This window comes from Deinococcus hopiensis KR-140, from assembly GCF_900176165.1.
In the GTDB taxonomy this organism is placed as follows: domain Bacteria; phylum Deinococcota; class Deinococci; order Deinococcales; family Deinococcaceae; genus Deinococcus; species Deinococcus hopiensis.
Genome location: NZ_FWWU01000006.1, coordinates 344,667 through 366,148 on the forward strand (window position 1 = coordinate 344,667; position 21,482 = coordinate 366,148).

The window sequence follows — 21,482 nt, forward strand, 5'->3', positions numbered from 1 at the left end:
CTCTGGGTGAGGGAGGCGCCGGTGAAGGGGCGGCTTGCACCACTCCGGATTTTAGCCCTATAATTCTGGCGTACCAGGCAAAATCAAGTCTTCCGCGCCCTCTCCGAAATCTTCTTCGGGATGCACGCTCCTGTGCCCGAAGAAACAGCCAAATTATTTTAGCGCTATATTCAAATGCCGTCCCTTTGCACAAGGCGGGACATTCCGTCTCACAGCCTTCCTGCTCCCCGGAGGTTCCAGATGAAGAGAGTTGCTGCCCTCGTCACCAGTCTCAGCGTTGCCCTCAGTGCGTGCGGGACCAGCCCGCACGTCCCCGAGGTTCAGGCGGGCCTGTCCGGCTCCGCTGCACTCGCTTCCCAGGCCGTGCCCGGCTGCGCTGCGGCCAACCTGGCCCAGGGCAAGACGGTCACGGCCTCCTCGACCGAAAATGCCACGTCTCTCGCGGCCCGTTTCGCCGTCGATGGAGACGCGGGGACACGCTGGGCCAGCCAAGCCAGCGACGCGCAGTGGCTGCAGGTCGATCTGGGCAGCACCCAGAATATCTGCGGCGTGACCCTTCAGTGGGAAGCCGCCTACGCCAAAACCTTCCAGCTGGAGGTCTCCAACGACGGCACCACCTGGACACCGGCTTCCGGCGTCGTCAACGGAACGGGTGGAACCCAGAACGTGAGCGTGACTGGCACTGGACGGTATATCCGCATGACTGGCCTGACCCGCGCCACCGGCTACGGATACTCGCTGTTCGAGTTCCAGGTGTTCGGAAGCGCCGCGGCGGGAACCACCTGCACGACCACCAACGTCGCGCAGGGCAAGACGGTCACGGCCTCCTCGACCGAAAATGCCACGACGCTCGCGGCCCGCTTCGCCGTTGATGGAGACGCGGGGACACGCTGGGCCAGCCAGGCCAGCGACGCGCAGTGGCTGCAGGTCGATCTGGGCAGCATCCAGAATATCTGCGGCGTGACCCTTCAGTGGGAAGCCGCCTACGCCAAAACCTTCCAGCTGGAGGTCTCCAACGACGGCACCACCTGGACACCGGCTTCCGGCGTCGTCAACGGAACGGGTGGAACCCAGAACGTGAGCGTGAGTGCCAGCGGGCGGTATATCCGCATGACTGGCCTGACCCGCGCCACTGGGTACGGATACTCCCTCTACGAGTTCAAGGTTTTCACAGCGGGGGGGACGGGCAGCACGCTGCCGGGGGGTCCCACCGTCAAGATCTCCGGCAACAAGCGCGCCTACGCCTCCACCACCCAGGACCGTGGCGCCGATCCTGCCTACGCCATTGACGGCAATCTCGGCACCCGTTGGTCGAGTGGGAGCAGCGCCAAAGCCTGGCTGATGCTGGACCTCGGCGCCGCTGCGCGCATCGACCGGGTGGAGCTGGACTGGGAGCGCGCCTGGTCAAGCCGTTACACCCTGGAGGTGTCCAACGACCGCCAGAACTGGACGGCTGTAGGCGGCGTGCAGACCAACCCCCGCGTACAAGACGGCGTCACTTCCACGCCTCCGGCCAGCGAGTATCACGATACGGTCGCGCTCAACCTCACGCAGCCCTACCGTTACGTCCGCATAAACTCCACCGAGCGGGGGTGGTCTGCGGGGGACGGAAGCCAGTACGGCATCTCCCTCTACGAGTTCGCCGTGTATGGGGCCGGTGGCCAGGACAACCCGGCCGTCATCGGTGGGCCCCCGGCGCCCACCGGCAATACCTGGGCCCTGAAGTGGCAAGACGAGTTTGACAGCGCCGCGACGCCCCTCAAGGTTGATGGCAACAGGTGGAACTATGAACTGGGCGACGGTTGCGCCAAGGGCCTCTGCGGCTGGGGCAACGGCGAGCGCCAGTACTACACCGACAGCCTGAGCAACGTCGCCTTGCAAAACGGCCTACTCAACATCACGGCCCGCAAAAATGACCAGGGCCATCCCTACACTTCGGGGCGCATCACCACCGCCGGGAAGTACCAGTTCACCTACGGGCGCGTGGCGGCGCGCATCCGCATGCAGATGCCTGCCACGGCCGCAGGAGCCAAGGACGGCGCGGTGGGCGTATGGGGCGCGTTCTGGATGCTGGGTTTCGACGTGGACGATCCCTACGTCGGGTGGCCGAATGCTGGCGAAACCGATATCTTCGAGAACATTGGGTACTCGTGGTGGTACAGCTCCTCACTGCACGGACCCGGGTACTCGGGCGGCGGCAGCATCGGTGAGTCGTACAACAAGCAGGACACGGCCAGCGGCATTGCCCTGAATGGCCACCCCGACTTCAAGACCACCGACTGGCACACCTACCAGGCCCAGTGGGACGCCGACCAGATCGTGTTCAGCATTGACGACGTGCCTTACCGGACCGTCTCGCGTGCGGAGACCGAGCAGCGCGGCTACTGGGTGTTCAACCGGCCGAACTACATCATTCTGAACGTCGCCTACGACGGCGCGTACCCAGCGGCCTACCGCAACAATGCCCAGAACTTCACTGGAGCCAGGACGGCGGACGGACTGGCCCAACTGGCGGAGAATAACTTCCCGCACACGATGCAGGTGGACTGGGTGCGGGTCTACCAGCGGCAGTGAGCCGCCGGTTCCCCCGTTCCTGGGCGCCCGGAGCAGTTAACGAAAAAAGACCCACCCCCTCACCGCGTGGGGTCCTCTCCTTTAAAGGGAGGGGCTCAGGTTCCTGAGCCTCTTCGACTGACCCTTTGTCAACGGCCCTGTCGGGCTGATCCGGTTTCCAGATCAGCCGTTCCGTCCCCTCTGCTGCGCAGCTTTGCAGGTCCGCGCCGCTTCGGTGGTTCCACGCCTCTCGGTCACCGCTCGCTCTGCTTGGCCCGTTATTTCATTATTGATGAAGTGAAATTCTGATGCTAACGGCAGAAAGAGGGTGTCCCCTGCCGACAAAGGGTCGAGGAACGGCCTTGCGAGGTGGCATGTAGGGGTTCCTTCTGCACACTGTGATTGAATCGTTTGCGGAGCGGTGCAGAGCGAGCAGGAGAGAAACGGGTTCCGGGTGTAGAGGGAAGCACACCGGCGGTCTTCAGGTTTGTTCGCGAAACAGACGGAACCCGCCCACCCTACTGCTGACGAACCGTGATCCGCGAGAACGCCCTCAGATAGCGAACTGTTCCCTCTACACGCAGGAAATCAAACTTCATTCCCTTGAGGATGCCGTCCTGCACCGTCACCCGGTCATTCGCATGAAATGCCAGCCGGGTCGGGGGCCATGGATCCGTTTCGGCAAACACCTCCCTTCCTTCACCCTGCTGGAACGCGAATATCAGCCCACCCTCGTTGGCCGTGACGCGAAAGCCATGTCGGTCTCCGGGAACTTGATACCGGCCCTCGTACTCCACGAGCTCACTTTGCCCCAGGGTCAACCAGACCGGTTCCTGGGGCACGTCATGCAGGACATGCTGGCAAAACCACTCCAGTAACGCACGGTTCATCTCCATCCCCGCAGCGGCGTTTGTCATTGACGCGAGGGCGACCCCCAGTTGGGGAATCAACGCCAGCACCGCTGTCTGTCCTCCAGTCGAACCAACGTGAGAGCTCACCTGCACGCCGTTTACCAGCGCCACGTTCCAGGTCAGGCCCACCCAGCGGCCGTCCGTCGTCTCGTGTTGGGGCTGGAGCAAAGAGGCCATCCCCTCCTCACTCAGCAGCCGTTCTCCCTGGGCGTTGCGTCCATCCCCCAGCATGAAACGCGCGAACTGCAGCAGGTCGTTCAGGGAGCAAGCCAGGCCCGCGAAAGGCGCAGAATTGCGCGGAAGGCTCCAGGGTCTGGCGACCACCGTCTGACCGTTTTGCTGAACATGACCGACGGAAAAGTGGTGGGTCATAACTTCCGCAGGAAAGAAGAACGAATGCTCCAGCCCAAGCGGTTTGAGCAACCACTGGCGCGCTGCATGTTCGAACGGCATTCCGGTAACAACCTCCACCACACGTCCAGCCAGGTAGAACCCGGCGTTGTTGTACGACCAGTACGCGCCAAGTGGGGTTACCTGGGGTTGCTCGGCCAGCAACCGAACCATCTTCGCCAACGCGTCATCACCGTCCCCGGTGTTCTCAAACACGTCGCCCCGCCAGCCACCCGTATGGGTCAGGACATGTCGGAGCGTCGCCTGCTGCGTCGCGTGCTCATCGGACAGTTGCAGCTCAGGCAGGTAGGTCCGCAGGGGCGCGTTGAGGTTGAGCAGACCTTGTTCGGCGAGGCGCAGGATCAGCAGCGCCGTGAAGGGCTTCGTGATCGAGCCGATCTGCCCGATGGTGTCGCGGCTGAGGGGCTGCGGGTACTCGGCGCTGGTCACGCCCAGTGTGAACGCGCGCTCCTCGGTCGGCGTTAGCAGTGCAATGGCCGCCCCGGGAACGTGATGTTGATGCATCAGCCCCTGGGCGTGCTGTTGCAAAGCGTCATAGAACGCGGGGTTGGGCGTTGGTTGCTCCCACAAGCCTTCGGTCATCACGGCACCTCGGGTGAAAGCTTAACCAAAAGCCGAAACGCCATCCGTCCGGTCCTGGGTTCCAAGTCAAAGGAGCGCGTCAATCACCTTCTGGGCGACTTGAGATCGGTTGCGCAGTAAGGAGGTGAGGCTCCATCCACGTCGTCTGAGTAGGGAAACACCCTCCCTTTTAAACTGAAACCAATTCGGGTTGGTCGACACAGACAGCGTTTTCTCAAACCCAGTCCACTCCTGCACAATAGGTCTTCAGTTGAAAACCACTATTCCATCCCCCAATTTTCAACGGTCTAACCCATCCTGAACCCTAAAATAAAGCAGGTCACCCACTTGAGAACCTTTTTCACCCCTCAAAATTTCCCCGAGGCCTCATCCTGGCCTTCCTGGTGCCTCACGATTTTTCATTTGGTGACCCACCACCGCTCCACGCCCTGAACCATGTCAGTCCGGCCGCCATTGCGCCTCCACGCCGTACACCCCACCCCCGCGGGCCTGCATCACCTCCTCAACTCACTTCAGTCCATTTGGAACCGAAGGATGACCTCTCAAATAATTAGAGCATTTGTCATAGTAAGGGTATGAAGCCAGTGGGTGGGCGAGGATACAGTCTGGATTTGCGCGAGCGGGTGGTGGCGGCAGTCGAAGGAGGACAGAGCCGGCAAGAAGTCGCCCGGTTGTACCGAATGCGCGTCGAGACTGTTAATACTACAGTTGCAGTTGCCCAAGGAACCTGTTGTTCAAGGGCTTTCTATCACCAGGCACCTCCCGAGAATTCCCGTGTTTGAGGGACCCAATCGCCAACTGCAACTGTAGTATTAATACATATCTGGAAAAGCAACGCCTGGGAACACTACACGAAGTTGGTCGGTCTTCTGGACGTCCTCCGCGTGTCACATCCTTCCACGAACAGCAACTCTTGAAACAACTCGAAACGCATCGGGACGCGACCTTACAGGTCATCCGGAAATAGGTCACTGTTTTGGCTGAGGGCCGTGTGGCACGCTAAAAAGGTGCGACTGACAGACGAGCAATGGTCCATCCTCGCTCCCTTGTTACCTCCACCCGAAAAGAAAACCCGAAGCGGCCGTCCGCGTCGGGGAGATAAAGAACTGCTCGAAGGCATGTTGTGGGTGTTGAGAACAGGAGCGCAGTGGGCAGAACTTCCTCGCCCCGATTACCCTCCGAAGTCCACATGTTTCGAGCGCTTTCAAGAATGGAATGAACGTGGCGTGTTTCCCAATGTATTGGGCCGTTTATACGAATTATTGGAGGATCAAGCGCTTCTTGATCTCCGGGAAGCTTTTATCGACGGTACCTTCAGTGCCGCGAAAAAGGGGGCGCTGATGTCAGTCCCACGAAGAAAGGCAAAGGCACCATGATCATGGTGGACTCGAGCGGTATACCGCTCGCTGTTCATACTGAAAGTGCAAGTCCTGCCGAAGTGACCCTAGTGCACGACACTTTGGAAGCCTCTTTTGGCATGGACTTCCCCAAACGACTCATCGGGGACAAAGCGTATGACAGTGATTCTCTGGATGCGGAACTTGCTGCTCTGGGGATCGAGATGATTGCTCCAAATCGCAAGAACCGGAAGAAAAAGACGCAGGATGGACGACCACTGCGTCGTTACAAGCGACGCTGGAAGGTGGAACGCACGACCTTATTGGCTGCAGTCATTCAGGCGTGTTCGGACACGAGATGAGCGCAAAGCCCAGAACTTCCTGGGCTTCGTCCAGCTCGCCTGCATCCTCATCCTGCTCCGTCGGATTTCCGGATGACCTGTATCCTCGTGGTCTTAGCTCTCGGGTTCTTCGTGTTGTGGCCCTCCTTCACATGTGCCTGTCGTCGTATTCCTCCCGATTCTCCCGCTCGGAGCTTGCTGGTCCAAGCCATTAACGCCGCTGAGGATCACCGCTCCACCAGTGGTACCTACTTCAAGGTCGCCACCGACTGCAGGAACAGCGAATTACTCAACATCACGTCCTTTCCTGCCACCGTAACGGCGTGCCGGATTCAGCAAACGCCCAACGGAACCTACGGCTATGTCACTTCCAGTACCATGGATAAGTCCTACCAGTTCGACGGCACCTTCATTGCTCAGGGCTCTGCCGCCATGCCCTCCAGCATGCCTTAAAAAAGCCCTCCTTTCGGCACTGCTCGTGATCGTCAAAATGCTGTTGTTTATTCCCAGCAGTGTGATTCGTTCCGTTGGCATTTTTGAAGGAGAACGGAGGAAGAAAAGCCAAGTCAGGATGACGGACCTTCCCTGCTCTAATTGGCTTTAGGCCAGAGCAGGCTGCAGGGCGTCGATTGCTCGGCCATAGGGTTGTACAGAGCGGGGAGGCCCAGGGCTCAATGCCTGGGCTTCCCCTCGTCTTGTCCTCCGGCTCAGCCGTTGACGCTTTCCTTCAGGCTGCGGCTGCGACGGCGTTTTTCGGGTTCGCGCATCCACGAAGTAGGCGGGTCCTGGGTTGCTTCCGCCAGACCCTTTTCTGTAAAAGTCTGCGCCGCACTCCAGGTTTCGGGAGTGCGGCGCAGACTTTCTGACGGTTTAGGGAGCCGTCACAGTGATGATGAAAGCGACAGGTCCGGGGCTTGCAGGTACGTCGGCGCGCGTCAGGCCCAGGATGGCCGTGGAGCGCGTGCCAGCGGCAACACTGGAGGGCACCGTCACGTTCACGGTGGTGGTGTGGGAAGCGCCGGTGGTAAAGGTGCGTGCTGGAACGGTGTAGGTGACGCCTTCGGGGGAGACGAAGATGACGTTGGGATCAGGGTTCTGGGCAGCGACTTCGTTGGACTTGCTCCACCTCAGTGGCGTGCCCGTGGGGACCGGGCCGTAGTTGATGGTGACCGTGCCCGTGCGGGTGCTTCCCTGCGGTACTGCGAGCTCGACCGTGCCGCCGTCGACCACGCCATTGCTGGTGCCAGGCGCAGAAAAAGGTGAAGAAGAGCTGTTCACGCAGCCGGTCAGGCCGAGGGCGAGCAGCGCCGCGATACCGAGAGCCAGAAACGACCTCATGGCCCGTATCCTACGCCCCCTCAAGGCTGGGCCACCCGGCATTCGGTCCAGGTGTGGTCGGACCGGGCAGGTGAATCTGCTTTATTGGGGGGGGTACTCCGCGGTCGTTTCCACCTGCTCCAGGTTGTTGTCCGGTCCGAACAGACTGGGTTGCGTGACGGTTCCGGGCAGCAGCAGGCTGCCGAGCCCCTCTGCCCAGCGAAAATCCCGGCCCACCACGAGTTCCCGCGCGGTGACGTTGTGGCCGCTGACCATCTTCACGCTGCGCCACGACAGGCCGTTTTGCCAGGCGAGCGCCATCACATTTGGGTCGTGCTCATGCGTCATGAGCCACGGCACCCGCAGGCCCGCGCAGGCGCGGAAGAGCCGCTCGTGATCGAGGGCGTGGTGCGTGTAGAGGCGCTTTCCAGCGCTTTTCGCTCCAGCGGTGTACGGGGGATCGACGAAGATCACGGTGCCGGGCGAGAAGGGGGTTTGTTCGAGGATGTTCAGGGCGTCGCCCTGCGTGACGCGCACGCGGTCCTGGTGCGCACTCAGGACCATGATGCGCTGCGCGAGCGTCTCGGGATACCACCGCTGCGCGAGGCCACGCCCCCCCTCGCCGTGCTTGACCAGGCCTGCGCCGGGCGCGAGAATCCCGCCGCGGTTGACGCGGTTTCGCACAATGGTCTGGAACGCCCGGTCGAGTTCTGTGCGGGGCTCGGCATGCAGTGTCTTCAGCACGTGCTCGCGGGTGAACTCGAACTCCAGGATGCGCTGCGCGAGCTTGGGCGCACGTGCGCTGAACACCACCCGGTGAACGGCGACCACCGCGGCGTCCAGTTCGTTAAGCCAGACGGACGCGGCTGTGCAGTCCAGGACGCTCGCGGTGAGGGCCGCGCCACCCGCGAAAGGCTCGAAGAAGAGCTTGGGCGGATGTGCCCGCAGGAGGTGCAGCAGCGGAAGCGCGAACCAGGTCTTCCGCCCGGATAGCGGAAAACACCCTTGGCTTTGACGTGCGCGACATTCTCTGTACGCTGAACGGGAAGGACGGACATGCCGTTTCCTGAACCCGCGGCCTTGCCGGGTGAAGGGGGTAGCTTCGCGCCCGGAAGGTGGGCGTGCGCAACCTCCAGGAGGTCAGAGGTCGCTTTCCACGTCTGCAGCGACACCCAGTCGTCAGGCACCGGGCGTTCCCTGAACGGGTCCGGCCACGGCCATATCCCGCGCGGCGGCACGACCGTTTCCGCCCAGGCGGAGGGCGAGGGCGCTTCCGGCGGAAGGATCGGATGATCTCGCAGCGCGTCTTCCCACTGCTGAGGCGTGAAGGTCGTGATCCGCATGTTGTCGGGCGGACCGTCAGGCTGCAGCTTGCGCCTGGAGTGAGCGTATCTGTCCCAGCCAGCAGCCTGGTGTCGCCCGTACCGTTGAAGGCCGGGTTGACGGTGCAGCCTCCTGCGATACTGGTGGGCACCACAGTGACCGAAAACGAGGGGCTACCCGTGACAAAGACCTGCGACAGGGCATCACCCAGCTGAACGTTGGTCACAGCTGCCGCCCCCGTGTTGCCCAAGACCACCTGGTATGCGGCGGCACGCCAGGGCTGGTCGCCACCCCTGTTCGCAGGCGGCCTGGACCGGCCGTAAGGCCACCGTGCAGATCCGCCGCGCGGACGGCGACCTGAGGCGAGTGACCGGGAGGCACCGCGCCGCCTTGCGTGGCGGGAGGCACCGCGCCGGCTTGCCTGGCCGTATCCTGTGGCCTGCGCCGCCTTCTCGCGCCGCTGCCCCGAGGTTTCCCTATGTTCTCCCTGCTCCGCGACCGCCGCATCCTGATCCTGTGGATCGGCGAGAGTATCAATTCCTTTGGCAGCGGCCTGACCTTCATCGCCCTCGCCTGGTTCCTCTACCGCCTCTATCCAGATTCGCCCACGCGGTCGGGCAGCGTCATTGGGGTCTGGACGGCGGCGATGCTGCTCGGCACGGTCAGCCTGGCGAGCTTCACGGACATCTGGGACCGCCGCATCACCCTGCAGGTCGCCAACGGCCTGAGTGCCCTGTGGATCAGCCTGATTCCACTGCTCTACGCCCAGGACCTGCTTTCCTTTCCGGTCCTCTTCGCCGTCGCGGCCCTGAGCGGCTTTACCGGCAGCGTGATCTTTCCGGCGCAACAGGCGTCCCTGCCCACTTTCGTGCCCCCGAACCGGCTGCAGGGCATCCAGGCGCTCTTCAACCTCACTTGGACCACCAGCGGCCTGCTCGCTCCAATCAGCGCCGGCTTCCTGGTGGCGAGCGTCGGCGCGCCCGCTGTGATGTGGGTGAACGCAGCGAGCTTCGCCGCAGCTCTGGCGGCCTACTCGCTTGTGCGCTTTCCAGCCGTGACCCGCCCCGGGGACAGCGGGCAGGGGCTGGCCGCCTGGTGGGCGCGGACCCGCTTCGGCTTCGCCTTCGTCCTCGCGCGGCCCGCGCTGTGGGCGACGTTGCTGGGCCTCGCCAGCGTCAACTTTGCCATGGAGCCCTACACCGCGGTCTTCTTGCCGCGCATCGCTGACCGCCTGATGACGGGCGTGGACCTGCCCGCCGCCCTGTCCTGGGTGAGCACTGAAAATCGGGGCGCCCTTGGGGTCGGCCTGCTGGGTTCGGTCCTGGCGCTGGCGGAACTGGGCATGGTGATCTGGATGGGGCGGCGCGTGAGTCACCATCCCCTGAACTGGATCGTGCTGGGCTGCGCTGGGCCCGCGCTGTGCATCGTCGGGGTGGCGTACGCGCCTGCGCTGTGGGTGGCCCTGATCCTCGCGCTGCTGATGGGGCTGTGCTTCGGACCCCTGAACGTGATGGTGGGGACGCTCTTTGCCCGGCTGACGCCGGAGGAGGTGCGCGGACGGGTGTACAGCGCCCGCATCCTGGTGGGTCAAGGGCTGCGCCCGGTGGGGGTGAGTCTGGCCGCCCTGCTGATCGGTGTGGCGGGCCTCGCGCCGGCGGTGGCGTTGCTGGGCGTGTTCGCCGCCCTGCTCACGCTCGCGGGTTACCTGCGGGCACGCGGTGGGGAGGCAGGGGAGGGCAGATCGGCGGGCGGACGCTGAAGCGGTGCCGTTCGAGGCGCGCTGCCTGCCACAGACCATCTGGGCACGCGCCGCGCGCCAGGGGTCCTTTTTCCCCGCGCAGGCGCCTTTCGTGCTCCTCGGCACCTCCTCGTCAGCGTTCCGGTTCATCCGTGATGAAATCACGGGCCACCTCGGGCGGACGCGCAGCGCAGCGGGCAGGAGAAAAGCGGATAGAGGGAAGCAAAGCGGTGGGGGGGCGGAGCTGTTCACGAAACAGACGGACTCCGGAGAAGATGCCCCAGCCCTCCGGGCGGCGCGGGGCGGCGGAAGGCGCAGAACGCCTTCATTTCGCCCAGAACGGCTTATTTCCCTCCTCCACACCGGCGTTTCTCAGACAGTGACTCCTTTTGTGCAGGCCACTCTGAACGCCACGTTGTCCCTGCCGCCGCTGCGCGGGCTGGCCGAGCTCCGGCGGCGCGAGGACAACCCCGTGTGCGCCGGACGTGAGCGCCCTCCTCGCTGGAGGACACCTGGAAGCAGCGCTGCCAGGCAGTGGACATGCCCCGCGCGCCGAAGGCGGCCCAGCACCTCTCGGCACTCTTGCGGGGCCAAGAAGCGCCCGGCCGTGGGGGGTTTGGGGCTGCTGTCCGGCCAACGGGGGCAGGGTGCGATACGGTTTCCGGCCTATCCGTAGGGTCTGCTCGGGGGGAGCCGTGATTTCATCACGGATGAACCGAAATTCTGACGGCTGGGCCCCCACCCCTGTCAGGCGGCCGTGATGCGGTCCACCTCAACGAGGTCCTCGGGAGAGAGCGTCCAGCCCGCGGCGGCCACGTTCGCGCCAATCTGTTCGGGCCGCGTGGCTCCGGCAATCACGCTGCTGGTCACGTCGTGCGAGAGCAGCCAGCTGAAGGCCAGGTCCAGCAAGGTATGCCCACGCGCCGCTGCGAACTGCCGCAGATCCTCCACGACCCGCCAGTTGCGTGCGGTCAGGTACCGGTGTTGCGCGCCCTCTGATCCCGTGATGCGGGCCCCCTCGGGCAGGGGCTGCCCGGCCTGGTACTTCCCGGTGAGCAGGCCGCTGGCCAGCGGGAAGTACGGCAGCAGGCCCAGACCCAGCTCCCGCATAGTAGGCATCAGCTCGCCCTCGATGTCCCGCACCAGCAGGCTGTACTCGTCCTGACAGGCGGTGAACCGGGCCTGGCCGGGTCGCTCGGCTGCCTCGTCCGCCGCCCGGACGCCGGCCGCATTCATATTCGACACGCCCACGGCCCGAACCAGACCGGCCTGAACGAGTTCGTCCAGGGCCCCCAGGGTGTCTTCAATGGGCGTCTCAGGGTCTGGGCGGTGAAGTTGGTACAGGTCCAGGTGGTCGGTGCCCAGCCGCCGCAAGCTCGCTTCGAGTGCCTGCCGGATATAGGTGGGCCTGGCGCCCTGAAGCTCACCCGCATCGTCCATGGGAAGCCCGAACTTGCTGGCGAGGATGACGCGGGACCGTTCCTGCCCGAGGGCCCGGCCCAGCATGGTCTCCGAGCCGCCCCGGTTGCCGTAGACGTCGGCGGTGTCGAAAAAATTGATGCCGTGGTCCAGGGCCTGACGAACGACCGCTGTGGTGGCGGCCTGATCGAGGCGGCCGCCGAAGTTGTTGCAGCCGAGACCAACGGCGGAGACCTGCAGGCCCGAGGAACCCAGGACGCGGAGTTGCATGCCCATCATCCTAGAGCATGTATCAACGTGTGGACCTCTTGTTGAGCGAGCCCGGCAAGCGAAATGCGCATGGGGGAGAAGGGGGAGCCGTGAGGGCTGCCCTTCCACGCCCGGCGCCATTCGGACCCATGCTCCAGGGCGCGGGGGGCGCTCACCCTCAAGGCGCGGAGCGGGGCCGACGCCCCACGTTTCCGCCGGGGGCCATGCCGGCTCCTGCCTGCCGGGATCCGCATCGGCACCGCGCGGTGGCCCGGGCGCTGACCGTGCGCGGCCCACGGCCCAGGCCGGGCGGGAAACGCACCTGGCGCGGGCGTCTTGCGCCCGCACGCGCCCCCGTCAGAAGCGGTCGATGACGCTCACGCCCGTTCCTGCGAACCGGTCCATGTTCACCAGGGCGCCTATCGACTCTTCGAGCGTCAGGCGCTGGCCGATCAGCGCCTCGGGCTTCAGCAGGCCCGCTCCGATCATCCCCAGCATCTCCGGGTACGCGTGGGCGGCCATGCCGTGGCTGCCGTAGAGTTCGAGTTCCCGGGCGATCACGGCGTCCATCGGAAGTGCCGGCCGGCTCTGGTCCCCGAGCAGCAGGCCCACCTGCACGTGCCGTCCCCGCCGGCGGAGGTTGGCCACCGAGTTGAAGGCAGTCTGCGGGTGTCCCAGGGCGTCCAGGGAGACGTGGGCCCCGCCTCCCGTGAGGTCGTGGACGGCCTGCACGGTGTCGGAGACGGTACGGCTGTTCACCGTGACCTCTGCCCCCAGGTCCCGGGCTCTTTCCAGCTTCTGATCGTCGATGTCCACGGCGATGACGCGGGCCCCAAGGGCGCGGCCGATCATGACCGCCGACAGGCCCACGCCGCCGCAGCCGTGCACGGCCAGCCACTCTCCGCCCCGCACACGCCCCTGCTGCACCACCGCGCGGAACGACGTGGCGAAGCGGCACCCGAGGCTCGCGGCCGTCGTGTACGTCATGTCCTCCGGAAGGCGTACCAAGTTCTGATCGGCGTGGTGAATGCCAACGTACTGCGCAAACGACCCCCAGTGCGTGAAGCCCGGCTGGAACTGGCGCTCGCAGACCTGCGGGTGGCCGGACTGGCACTCGCCGCAGTCCCCACAACCGCACACGAAGGGCAGCGTCGCCCGGTCGCCCACCTGCCAGCGCCGAACGCCCGGCCCGGCGGCAACGACGGTTCCGGCAATCTCGTGGCCGGGGACGTGGGGCAGCCGGATGTCCGGGTCGTGACCCATCCAGCCGTGCCAGTCGCTGCGGCAGACGCCGGTCGCACCGACTTCCAGCACCACGCCCCCCGGCACTGGTGCCGGGTCGGGCACTTCCCGGAGTTCAGGACGCTGGCCAAACTGCGCGTAGACGACGGCTCGCATGCTCCCCAAAGTAGCAGTGACCGGGGCTGCCCGGCCGCGTGAACGGCAGTAAGGGCCTGGAGCTCGTCCGCGGGCGGCGCGAGGTCTGCGCACAGCGAGGTCTGCGCACAGGGGTCAGGACGGGGGTCACGGACCGGAAAGGACCCAGGACGAACCAGTCTTCCCTGCGTTGCCGGGTGGGGCGCGTCCGGGCCGCACATGCACCTGCGCCGGGTCGCCGGCCTTTTCATACGGTTTCCCTCCGCTCCGGTGCTGCCGCGCTTATGCGTCACCGTTGTTCCCGCGCGCTCCGCCGCGTTGCAGGTCCGCTCAGGGAACCCCGGGACGGGGCAGCGCGCATCAACCGGGATCCTGTTCAGGTCGTGGGCAGAGTGCAAGCGCTCTGGTCTTGAGGGGAAGCTCTGCCGCCCGGCGGGGCCCCTCAGGCCTTCTCCGGCACCGTGCGGGCATACGCTTCAGGGTCTGTCGCGCCTTCGGTGGAGATCAGCAGCACCGTGCTGTCCGGGGTGACGCCGAGCCTCTCCCGCGCCTCAGCGGCGAGTGGGCCCGCAAGCAGTTCGAGCAGTCCGCCTGCCCCAGCTGCGCCGCTCTCGCCGGACGTGACGGCGCCACGCGCGAGCAGCCGCACGGCCTGCTCGGCGCGCCCGTCTGGAAGCGCCACGGAGGCGCTGAGCCCCCCTTGCAGGACGGGCCATGCGAGCGGAGAGACGGTGCCGCCGTTGAGGCCCGCCATGATCGACGCGTGGGGTCCAGGCACCGCGGTGGGTTCCCCGGCCTCCAGGGACCGCAACACGCAGTCTGCCCGGAGGGGTTCCACGCCCACCACCCGCGTCTGCCAGCCTGGCACCCGGTAATGCCGCACCGCCGCCGCCAGGGAGCCAACGCCCATCTGCGCGGCGACGACGTCCGGCTGCCCGCGGCCCTGCGCGGCGAGCTGCGCGTCAATCTCCATGAAGATGGTCGCGTATCCCTCGACCACCCAGGTCGGGACGCGCCCGTAGCCTGTCCAGACGGTGTCGCTGATGACCAGGTGCCGTCCGCGCGGCCGCGCACTGAGCCGCCTCCAGGGCAACGTGACGTCCTGAGTTGGGATGCTTCAAGCGTCAGGCCAACTTGAGCGGTTGGAGGTCAGTCCGAAGGGACTTCCTTCCATCCTCCGTACAGTGAAGGTGACCAGTTCGGATTACGCTTTACGCACGGTGACGTTTTATGCGTTAAAAAAGGGCCATTCTTGAAAGACGAACAGCCTCGTGGATGACGCGTCTCGCGGGTAGAACAGGGGTTGGTATGGCGTTATTGGTCTTCCGTTGAGTCTGAAAGTGCTGACGAAGAACGCAGTGGATCCCCACTCTTTACCGCGCTGAGCCCAGAAACACGGGCGCCATTCATCAGGCTCCTGCCAGTCAGCGGAGTACCATGATTGGTAGCGGTGTAAGCTCACACCGGTCCTCCACGCTTCGGACCGAGCGGAAACGGGCCAACACACAAAACGTTCCACTGGGATTCATACCGACCTAAGCCCTGTCCTGCCTTTACGATCAAACTCCATCCCCGCCGCCCAGGGTCGCGGTCAGTTGCTTGCTGACCGGCTTGATCTCCTTGATGGTTGGCTGACCGGTGTAGTTCGCGTCACGCGTGATCTGCAAGGCCACCCGGGAACCGCTGCCCACCGTCAGCGTGAGGGCGGTGGGCTTGAAGGCCGAGGTGAAGCCTGCCGTGGGTATCGTGGTCTCAGCCGTTACGTTGACCTGTATTACGCCTTCCCCCTTGCCGCCTGTCGTCGAGCCCTGGATGATGATGGGGTACGCGCCCGGCGTGGTGGTCGGGGACGCCTGGATCTGAAGGCCTGCGCCACTGGTGGTCACCGTCAGCTCTTTAGGGGCTCCGGGAACCTTCAGATTGAGGTTTGTGACGGGCGTGCCGTCTCCCGTGGCCGTCACCGCGACGCAAGCACTTTTGCTGGCGGTCAGGGCCAGGGGCTTGGGCGTGGCTGTCAGATCAGGGGGAACAAGGAAGGGATTGCTGAACTGGCCTTGGCCGCACGCGGTGAGGAAGGCGAGGAGGAGCGCGGCCGGGAGGTGGCCCCGCAAACGCCGTGCGTTCACACCCCTGCAGCGTGCGGTGGTGGTGGCCCAATCCCTCCAATGGCACAGATCGTGTACGGTCGGGAGAATGACCGAGAACCGCGCGAGTTCCGCTTCCGTGCTTTTCGGCCTCACACTTGTGGAGATCCGCTTCACGACCGTTGCGGGGCAGCCTGAATGGGTCGAGGAGTGCTGTCCTTACCGGGAGTGTCTTGCGGGAACACCGCTGGAGGCAGATGAAGTGGTCCAGCTGGAAGGGGAGAATGACCAGGGGGAGGCCGTCTGGTGGACGGCCCGCCTGACGGGTGCGAGGTGCCCGAACCTCTCCCGGTATGGGAACCACACTTTGAGGTTGGGATGCCAGAGGGGCCCCTGGCAAGCGCTGCAGGCCGTTGAGGCGTTTTTCAACGGATCGTGGTTGCAAGGGAACGCTGAGGACCCATCGTTCTTGCGAAGTCTCGCTGAGTTGCGGCCTGGGGAGGGCGTGAACTTGCGTGAGGAGGGTCATGCGGTGCGCGTGGGGGATTGCGTCTCCCTCTGGTCGGGGATGAGTTACCTCGGCGCCGAGCTGCCGCAAGCGCAGATCGCCTGGGAGGACTGGAGCGAACTCGTGAAGCTCAACCTGGTCTTTTTGGACCTCAAAGCTGCTGTGGAGGCGTTCGTACGAAACGCCCAACGGGAGACGAAACTCCCTGGAGACGCCGCACTGCCCCAGTACCAGGCTGCCCATGGATTCCTTTGCGCTGAACGGTGGCAATAGGCAGCGACCGACTTCCGAGAAGTTAACGGCCCGGGCACTTTTGTGCGCCAGGGCAGACGTTCTGCACTCCTCCCGCATGCTTCTTGACCTCTCTGGGCGCCAGCCGGGTGTTCACCAACATTTGGAAGGCAGAAGTGGACGCACTCTGGGTCCGCTTCCTCTCATTCTGCAACACGGCACCATCCAACGGGAGGAGTGCAGAACGTCTGCCCTGCCTTGTTCCTCCAGACGAGTGCAAGCCAGACGTAATTTTTCAAAGTGACAAAGTCCTGCTTATTCCTGTTGTTCTCCGGGCAGCCAGCGCTTACTGCTGGGCCAAACCAGGCCGCAGCGCTGACCCTCGGACAAATTACGCCTTTACCACTCGGCAGGTGACCAGTTGCATGAGCGCCACAGTTTTCCTGTTGGTGACCGAACGCCTGGCTTGCCCCACTCTTACAAGACCGGAGGCTTGGTTCCGAAGGACAACAGCCCTCCAAACGGCATCACTGAAAGGGTGAACTTGTCATCGTTGATGACGAAGCGCATCAGGTTCCACCCCCGATGTAAGGGGAGCGTGACCTTTTGCACCACACCGACTTTGACGCACTGCAGGGTCCCGCTGAGCGTATCGTCGCGCGTCACAAATACAGGCACGTCAATCTGAAACCCACTGTCCCCAATCTGGGGCAGGAGATAGAGTGACACGCCGCCCTCACTGGTGCTGAAATCCCCCGTATTGAGCATGAGTGCCCTCGCGCTGGGATCGCTCTCGGTAAATGTGTCCGTGCAACTCGCACTCAGCGCTTTACTCACGATCCGTGCAGGCAAGGTTGCTTTCTCCAGTACGCCCTGGGGCTCGCCGGGAAGCTTGAGCGTGCCCCGGCCGAGAGCGTCGACCTGACCCGAAGCGACGACGGCCCCGGCAGACTTGTCCAGCGTGAAGGACCGCAGCGCCACATTGCCTGCTCCGAGCGTCCACCCTGCAAGAAACTCCCTGTACAGCTGCACAGTCACGTCCACATCCGAAACCGAGGGATTGGGAGGCAGGCTGGAGTTTCCTCCACCACATGCGGCCAGAAGGAGGGGAAGGGCCGACAGTGCGCGAAACCTCGTCTTTCTCATGGTTTGACTATGGGGGTGCACCCGTCAAAAAGGCGTCAAACCACACGCCCTGCACCACCGTTTTAAACCTCCCAGCGCTCCAATCGAACCCGCCCGTGTGAACGCGGACATCCGCTACTTCTTCAGGTGCAAGACCTGAGTATCAGGCCTTAAAAAACCCACCCCAGGAGTTCCTGGGGGGATACACGTACCCGTGGGCTGAGCCGGGATCACTGCCGCAGCGATGATGTTTCGGGTCAGTCCCCCGGTGTTGGAGGGCAATCGCCTCTATCTCTAGGTTGTGGTGGGTATGACCGGAGGCTTTCCTGAAGCGGGCAGCGTGACGGGCATCCGCGAGAACGGTTTGATCCCCGACTGGGGCATCTGGGTGAATGGCGCCGTGAGGGGTGTCCCTCCACCCACGGCGCCATTCACCCAGATGCGCATTCCAGTTCGCTCGCCGGACCCGGTCAAAAACAAGTCCTCTTTTTGACAACTGACCTCAACGTGATGGGTGCAGGGGAGGGCGAGGCGGAGCTGGACTCTTGACAGGCTGTCGTCACTGAGGCCTTCCTGCTCGGTGAGGGCTTTGGCTCCGTCCAGATCGGTCACCCGGCGCGCCATCGTTCCTGTTCCCGGCGCCAGGATGACCCTGGGGAAAACGACTTTACGCTTGAGGCGCTGGGACGGGGCGGGGAGTTTCACCATTGAGGAGGTGCAGCGGTGCGCTGCAGGTGCCGCTGGCCTTCAGGCGGCGCAGTGGGCGAGGACTGGGGCCTGACCGCCACGCTCACCCCGCGTCCGCCTGCCCTAGTGCCCCGCGCCTGGATCAGGAAATCCCGGCAAGGCCCCGCATGACCTGGACCAGGACCCGCGCTCCCCGCGCGATCTGGTCAGCGTCCAGTCCGCCGTAACCCAGCAGCAGTCCTCCAGGTGCGTCCTGTGCGACGTAGTACGGTGAGAGCACGCTGGCGCGCACGCCCTGCTTCTCGGCCAGGCCGATCACCTCCGCCGCGTCCAGGCGCCCGTCCAGCTCCAGGTGGACGTGGAAGCCCGCTTCCAGGCCTCCCACCCGGGCGACCGCTTTCGCTCCTTCCAGTTCCCTTACCAGGATTTCCCGCTTGCGGGCGTAGACCCGCCGCATCCGGCCCAGGTGCCGTTCCAGATCGCCCGAACGCAGGAAATACGTCAGCGCCCGCTGTACCGGCCAGGACGTGTGGTAGTCCGTGATGGTCTTGAGGCCCACCAGCTGCTCGCGCAGAACTGGGGGCGCAACCACGTATCCCACGCGCAGCACGGGGGAGAGCACCTTCGAGAAGGTGCCCAGATACACCACCCGGGCCGGGTCCAGCGAGGCCAGCGCTGGAAGGGGGGCCGCGTCGTAGCGGAATTCACCGTCGTAGTCGTCCTCCACGATCAGGCTGTCGTGCGTCCGGGCCCATGCCAGCAGGGCGTGGCGCCGGGGGAGGGAGAGGCGACTGCCCAGGGGAAACTGATGCGGGGGCGTCGTGTACACCAGGGGAGGCGCGCCCTCGCCCAGGGGGAGTTCAGCCACCTGCAGGCCGTCTCCATCCACGGGCACCGGCAGAATCTGCGCGCCCCGCTCGCGGAGAACCTGCCGGGCCAGGCGGTACCCGGGTTCCTCGAAGGCGACAACGTCGCCTGGGGCGAGCACCGCCCGCGCGATGAGGTGCAGGCCCTGAATGGTTCCGCTGGTGACCACCAGGTCCTCTGCGCCGCACACAACGCTCCGTGAGCGCCGCAGGTACGCCGCGATCTCTTCCCGTAACTCCGGGTCGCCCGCCGCGTCCGCGTATGCGCCGGGAAGTGCGTCCTCCGCCACCCGGCGCCACGCACGCTTCCACGCTGCGTCCGAGAGGGGCGCGACGGCGGGCTGGCCCACCCGGAAGTCGATCACGCCCTCGCCGCTTGCGGGCGGGGACACGTCGGGGGTCACGGGCGCGCCGCGCAACCAGCGGGGAACGCTTTCTGCGGGTGGGGGCGCTGGAGCCGCGACCGGGGTGGAGGGCAGCTCCGCGCTGACGTACGTACCTGCCCCCACCCGGCCCACCAGGTAGCCCTCCGCAAGCAGGTCGTCGTACGCCGCAATCACCGCTCCGCGGCTGATGCCCAGAATGCGGGCGAGCGTACGCGTGCTGGGCATCCGCGTGCCGGGCAGGAGCTGCGCGTGGGCGATCGCGGCGTGCAGCTGTTGCCGCAGTTGCGTCACCACCGGTACGCCACCCCCACGGTCCAGATGAAGCGGCACGTCCACCGTGACGTCTTGCTGCCGGGCGGGCAAGTGGTCAGTCATTTTTCTCCTTGATTGGTCCTTCTTTTCAGACCACTTTTACCAGAAGATACGCGTGGGGGAGGACTTGAGCCCTGAAGCAACGCCGGAGGAACATGTATGACAGACGCCGCAACACCGCGGGGACAACTCAAACGCCAGGACAAAGCCATGACCCACGAGGATGCCGGGGCGTTCCTCGCCGCCGCCTTCTGTGGACGGACGGGTACCCTCGGCCCCGACGGCTATCCGTACGTGGTGCCCAATCTCTTCACCTGGCACGCGGGCCAGATCTACCTGCACACCTCCCGGCACGAAGGGCATTTCCTGAAGAACGTGCGCTTTCACGATCAGGTGAGCTTCGAGGTGGATGAACCCGGGGAGGTGTACCCATACGGGCACGTGGAGTGCGACACCTCTGTGTCGTACCGTTCCGTGATCGTCTTTGGTCGCATCCGGATCGTGGAGGACGTGGAGGAGAAAGTGCGCTTCTACCGGGCGTTCATGACCAAGTACGCCCCACAGGACTCGTGGGGCCGCGAGAAGGACGCGTTGCCGCGCGTGAACGGAACGGTTGTGTACGCCATCAGGCCGGAGACCATCACCGGCAAGCAGGGCCACCTGCCCGGACCCAGCGAGCGCTGGCCGGCCCGGAACGACACCTACTCACCCGGCTGGCAAAAGCGCAAGTGAACCTGGGAGGGCCCCCGGCCTGCTCCCGCGTACGGGGGTCCTTTCCCGGGGCTGCCGACGCGCCTTCCCTGAAGGCGCAGCCTTGAACAGCTCCCTTCATAGCCGTCCGGTGGTGGCCGAACGCCTCCCGAACGGTCCCAGCGGCGCACGAAGCCTGGCGCTGCTGCGGGAAGCCGGTGTGCACGCCCGTCAGAACTTCCTGCGCACGCCCCCCGCTGAACATCCTCACTTCGCGTCCAGGCGGGACACCTCCTTTCGGCGCCATCAGAATTCCGGTTGATCTGTGAGGCGGTCGCGGGTTTACCCAGGCGGAGGAAGCAGGAAAAACGGTGATGGGCGTAGACGCACCGGAGCGGAGGGGACGTAACGGATGATCCATGATGGGCGCTGCTGAGGCCCTCATCACCCGCGTAAAGGGAGCGAACGCCCCGCCATCAACTGGCCCGCCGGCGTCCACACCGCGGTCAGCGTGCGCTTTGCCCTGCGGCGGCGAGGACCTCAAGCAGGTGATCGGGCGCGCCACCCGAAAGGTCACAGACGGCGCTGAAGCCCTCGCGACGATCAAGGACGGCAATCAGCTCCTGCCCGGAGAGGCGTGTGGGCAGACGAGGCGGGCGTGAGGTGCCGCGCCTGGAACTGGCGGCAGGGGGTGCGCACCTGACTGACCGGGGCACGACGCCGGCGGGCGTCCTGCTTTGACCGCGAACCCCGCCGGCGCACTATCCCTGTTCAGGATAGGAGCGCTGAAGGACGTGCAGAAGCGCCAGGGCTTGCTCGCGGTCCAGCAGCATGCTGTGGGGAGGACCATCGTAGCGCTGGATGGTGACGTGCAGTCCCCCTGTGGTTGGACACACGTGGAAGCGGCCGGTGTCCCCGACGAATGAGGTGAGGTCCGGGCAGGAGCCGGTGGGGAGCGGGCTGACAGTCATGGTGCTCCGGAAGATAGCGCCTATGGCGGGAATTTCTGTGGGAGGCCCCCACCGGGGGCACCCC

At 64.8% G+C, this 21,482-nt stretch carries 18 protein-coding genes and 1 pseudogene; 9 read left to right on the forward strand and 10 right to left on the reverse strand.

All coding sequences use genetic code 11. The annotated features are described in order from the left end of the window. Window positions 1-240 precede the first annotated feature (240 nt). Window positions 241-2,574: a discoidin domain-containing protein gene (locus tag B9A95_RS08260; RefSeq protein WP_212648274.1), complete on the forward strand. Its 2,334-nt coding sequence runs from the start codon at window positions 241-243 to the stop codon at window positions 2,572-2,574. A gap of 497 nt (window positions 2,575-3,071) precedes the next feature. Here B9A95_RS08260 and B9A95_RS08265 read toward each other — a convergent pair whose 3' ends face one another. Further along, entirely contained in the window at window positions 3,072-4,457 is a 1,386-nt protein-coding gene (locus B9A95_RS08265; protein WP_084046439.1) for a serine hydrolase domain-containing protein, read from the reverse strand. 989 nt (window positions 4,458-5,446) lie between these two features. On the opposite strand from B9A95_RS08265, the pseudogene B9A95_RS08270 reads away from it, so the two are divergent. After that, window positions 5,447-6,232: pseudogene (locus tag B9A95_RS08270) on the forward strand (IS5 family transposase). Between the two features lie 98 nt (window positions 6,233-6,330). Beyond that, window positions 6,331-6,588 (forward strand): hypothetical protein, encoded by a 258-nt coding sequence (locus B9A95_RS08275; RefSeq protein WP_245808193.1) that lies wholly within the window; start codon window positions 6,331-6,333, stop codon window positions 6,586-6,588. Window positions 6,589-7,005: 417 nt separating this feature from the next. Here the strand turns inward: B9A95_RS08275 and B9A95_RS08280 are convergent, their stop codons facing one another. After that, the gene (locus B9A95_RS08280; RefSeq protein ID WP_084046441.1) at window positions 7,006-7,473 is read right to left on the reverse strand and encodes a hypothetical protein; all 468 of its coding nucleotides are present in this window, start codon (window positions 7,471-7,473) and stop codon (window positions 7,006-7,008) included. 81 nt (window positions 7,474-7,554) lie between these two features. Then, window positions 7,555-8,283 (reverse strand): DNA adenine methylase, encoded by a 729-nt coding sequence (locus B9A95_RS08285; RefSeq protein WP_084046442.1) that lies wholly within the window; start codon window positions 8,281-8,283, stop codon window positions 7,555-7,557. Between the two features lie 970 nt (window positions 8,284-9,253). On the opposite strand from B9A95_RS08285, the gene B9A95_RS08290 reads away from it, so the two are divergent. Then, window positions 9,254-10,534, forward strand: coding sequence for an MFS transporter (locus tag B9A95_RS08290; protein ID WP_084046443.1), 1,281 nt, complete (start codon window positions 9,254-9,256; stop codon window positions 10,532-10,534). A 726-nt stretch (window positions 10,535-11,260) separates the two neighbouring features. Here B9A95_RS08290 and B9A95_RS08295 read toward each other — a convergent pair. From B9A95_RS08295 to B9A95_RS08310, 4 genes are all read right to left on the reverse strand, one after another. Continuing rightward, window positions 11,261-12,202, reverse strand: coding sequence for an aldo/keto reductase (locus B9A95_RS08295; protein WP_084046444.1), 942 nt, complete (start codon window positions 12,200-12,202; stop codon window positions 11,261-11,263). A 336-nt stretch (window positions 12,203-12,538) separates the two neighbouring features. Next, window positions 12,539-13,579, reverse strand: coding sequence for a zinc-dependent alcohol dehydrogenase family protein (locus B9A95_RS08300; protein ID WP_084046445.1), 1,041 nt, complete (start codon window positions 13,577-13,579; stop codon window positions 12,539-12,541). Window positions 13,580-14,000: 421 nt separating this feature from the next. Continuing rightward, window positions 14,001-14,651 (reverse strand): pyridoxal-phosphate dependent enzyme, encoded by a 651-nt coding sequence (locus B9A95_RS08305; RefSeq protein WP_245808194.1) that lies wholly within the window; start codon window positions 14,649-14,651, stop codon window positions 14,001-14,003. Between the two features lie 466 nt (window positions 14,652-15,117). Next, the gene (locus tag B9A95_RS08310; protein WP_084046447.1) at window positions 15,118-15,684 is read right to left on the reverse strand and encodes a hypothetical protein; all 567 of its coding nucleotides are present in this window, start codon (window positions 15,682-15,684) and stop codon (window positions 15,118-15,120) included. A gap of 67 nt (window positions 15,685-15,751) precedes the next feature. Here B9A95_RS08310 and B9A95_RS08315 point away from each other — a divergent pair, with 67 nt between their 5' ends. Beyond that, window positions 15,752-16,423: a hypothetical protein gene (locus B9A95_RS08315; protein WP_084046448.1), complete on the forward strand. Its 672-nt coding sequence runs from the start codon at window positions 15,752-15,754 to the stop codon at window positions 16,421-16,423. 435 nt (window positions 16,424-16,858) lie between these two features. On the opposite strand, the gene B9A95_RS08320 is transcribed toward B9A95_RS08315, so the two are convergent. Continuing rightward, window positions 16,859-17,527, reverse strand: a complete 669-nt coding sequence (locus B9A95_RS08320; RefSeq protein WP_139806591.1) for a hypothetical protein — start codon at window positions 17,525-17,527, stop codon at window positions 16,859-16,861. A 289-nt stretch (window positions 17,528-17,816) separates the two neighbouring features. On the opposite strand from B9A95_RS08320, the gene B9A95_RS08325 reads away from it, so the two are divergent. Further along, entirely contained in the window at window positions 17,817-17,999 is a 183-nt protein-coding gene (locus B9A95_RS08325) for a hypothetical protein (protein WP_084046451.1), read from the forward strand. 336 nt (window positions 18,000-18,335) lie between these two features. On the opposite strand, the gene pdxR is transcribed toward B9A95_RS08325, so the two are convergent. Continuing rightward, window positions 18,336-19,820: a MocR-like pyridoxine biosynthesis transcription factor PdxR gene (pdxR, locus tag B9A95_RS08330; protein ID WP_084046453.1), complete on the reverse strand. Its 1,485-nt coding sequence runs from the start codon at window positions 19,818-19,820 to the stop codon at window positions 18,336-18,338. A gap of 96 nt (window positions 19,821-19,916) precedes the next feature. On the opposite strand from pdxR, the gene B9A95_RS08335 reads away from it, so the two are divergent. From B9A95_RS08335 to B9A95_RS33440, 3 genes are all read left to right on the forward strand, one after another. Continuing rightward, the gene (locus B9A95_RS08335; RefSeq protein WP_084046455.1) at window positions 19,917-20,489 is read left to right on the forward strand and encodes a pyridoxamine 5'-phosphate oxidase family protein; all 573 of its coding nucleotides are present in this window, start codon (window positions 19,917-19,919) and stop codon (window positions 20,487-20,489) included. 82 nt (window positions 20,490-20,571) lie between these two features. Continuing rightward, window positions 20,572-20,769, forward strand: coding sequence for a hypothetical protein (locus B9A95_RS31830; RefSeq protein WP_139806592.1), 198 nt, complete (start codon window positions 20,572-20,574; stop codon window positions 20,767-20,769). Window positions 20,770-20,866: 97 nt separating this feature from the next. Next, window positions 20,867-21,109, forward strand: a complete 243-nt coding sequence (locus B9A95_RS33440; protein ID WP_084046456.1) for a hypothetical protein — start codon at window positions 20,867-20,869, stop codon at window positions 21,107-21,109. A gap of 99 nt (window positions 21,110-21,208) precedes the next feature. Here the strand turns inward: B9A95_RS33440 and B9A95_RS08345 are convergent, their stop codons facing one another. Then, window positions 21,209-21,418 carry a hypothetical protein gene (locus B9A95_RS08345; protein ID WP_084046457.1) on the reverse strand — a complete coding sequence of 70 codons (210 nt, stop codon included), beginning with the start codon at window positions 21,416-21,418 and terminating at the stop codon, window positions 21,209-21,211. Window positions 21,419-21,482 lie beyond the last annotated feature (64 nt).